We start from the raw sequence: 256 nt of genomic DNA, 5'->3' as shown, positions 1-256 counted from the left end.
GTGTCAGACGATGAATATAAGCTTGACCAGTTGAAGGATGTCCTCATTGGTAAACTCATTAAACGTGACGTACCGATCAAGAATCTGGACTATGGTAAGCTAGAAGGTGCTTCTGGTGGTACTGTCCGCCAACGGGCCAAGTTAATTCAAGGCATCGATAAGGAACAAGCAAAAAAGATCAATACCATCATTAAAAATAGCGGTCTTAAAGTGAAAAGCCAAATCCAGGATGATCAAATCCGGGTTACCGGCAAGA

The 256-nt window shown here is 42.6% G+C and carries 1 protein-coding gene; it reads left to right on the top strand.

The genetic code is table 11. The annotated features are described in order from the left end of the window. The coding region (locus SB773_RS33050) for a nucleotide-binding YajQ family protein (protein WP_410594655.1) at positions 1-256 on the top strand (256 nt) is incomplete at both ends.

It is taken from the genome of Bacillus sp. SIMBA_074, assembly GCF_046534555.1.
In the GTDB taxonomy this organism is placed as follows: domain Bacteria; phylum Bacillota; class Bacilli; order Bacillales; family Bacillaceae_G; genus Bacillus_A; species Bacillus_A mycoides.
This window is presented reverse-complemented; position numbering and strand designations above follow the sequence as displayed.